The sequence below is a fragment of the uncultured Campylobacter sp. genome, assembly GCF_937890585.1.
Lineage (GTDB): Bacteria > Campylobacterota > Campylobacteria > Campylobacterales > Campylobacteraceae > Campylobacter_A.
Map to the genome: position 1 here is coordinate 1 of NZ_CALACG010000118.1, position 1,278 is coordinate 1,278.

2 protein-coding genes are annotated in these 1,278 nt (G+C 43.7%); both read right to left on the minus strand.

Going from position 1 to position 1,278, the window contains the following annotated elements; genetic code table 11:
• On the minus strand, positions 1 to 900 hold a 900-nt coding region (gene cysS / locus Q0296_RS03455; protein ID WP_298036554.1), incomplete at its 3' end, for a cysteine--tRNA ligase.
• The coding region (locus Q0296_RS03460; RefSeq protein WP_298036556.1) for a lipid II flippase MurJ at positions 887 to 1,278 on the minus strand (392 nt) is incomplete at its 5' end. The genes Q0296_RS03460 and cysS, both read right to left, overlap by 14 nt.

The following is a 1,278-nucleotide window of genomic DNA, read 5'->3' on the forward strand; positions in this document are numbered from 1 at the left end:
AAAATTCGCTCTGTAGTGGCTAGAAATCAGATAAAATCTCACCGCCTCGCCCAAATTTCGCTCTAGCGCATCTTTAACGAAAAAGCTATTTCCCAGGCTCTTGCTCATTTTTTCGTTATTTACTTGGATAAAGCCGTTGTGTAGCCAGTATTTAGCCAGGCTTTTATGCTCGGCACAGCGGCACTGCGCAGCCTCGTTTTCGTGATGAGGAAAGAGCAAATCAAGCCCGCCCGCGTGGATATCGATTTCAAATTTTTCGCCGCTAGATAGGTGCTTTTTTATCATCGCGACGCACTCGGTGTGCCAGCCTGGGCGACCGCGGCCAAACGGGCTTTCGTACCATTTCTCGTCAAATTTCCAAAGCACGAAGTCTTTTTCGTCTCTTTTCTCGCCAAAACTTGCCACACGCGCGATTAGATCGGTGTTATTGTCCTTGCCGCTGATGCTAAAATATCCACTGTCCTTGCTCGTATCAAAGTAAATTCCATCGCACGTTTTATACGCCACGCCTCTATCCATAAGCACCTTGATGTAGCTAATGATCGCCTCCAAGCACTGCGTAGCCTTTGGCTTAAAGTCTGGATCAAGCACGTTTAAAGCGCCCATGTCGCTCTCATAGTGCGCTATATATTTGTTTGTGATCTCCTCTAGGCTTTGTCCGGTTTGCGCCATTTTATTTAAAATTTTATCGTCGATGTCGGTGTAGTTTCTTGCAAATTTGACCTTGTAGCCAAGCGCTTTTAAGACCCTTCTTAAAAGATCAAAGCTAACGGCTGACTTTGCATGTCCCAAATGCGCGTCGTCATAGACTGTTGGGCCGCACAGATAGATGCTAGCTTCACCAACTTTAATCGGGCTAAACTCAACCTTTTCTCTTTTAGAAGTATCAAAAATTCGCATTAAATATATCCTTTAAAAATGTTAAACCAAAATAGAGCAAAACCGCCGCAACAGCGATAGCGGCTATAAATTTAGGCTCGATTATAGCTAAAAATCGCTTAGCCCCAAAGGCTCTTATATATAAAATAAGCTGCAAAAATCCCCCAAGTGAGCTTGCAAATGCAAGGCCAGCAGCTCCAAATTTCTGCATCAAAATGACAGCTAGGATCAAATTTATCACAAGGCAGATGATAGAAATTTTGGCTGCCTCTTTTTGCTTCATATTTGCATAGAGCCAAAGTGAGAAAATTTTAGCCAGTCCAAATGGTGTAAGCCCTACCAAATAGGCGCTTAGCACCTTGGCGCATTCAATGGTATTTGCCCTTACAAAATTCCCTC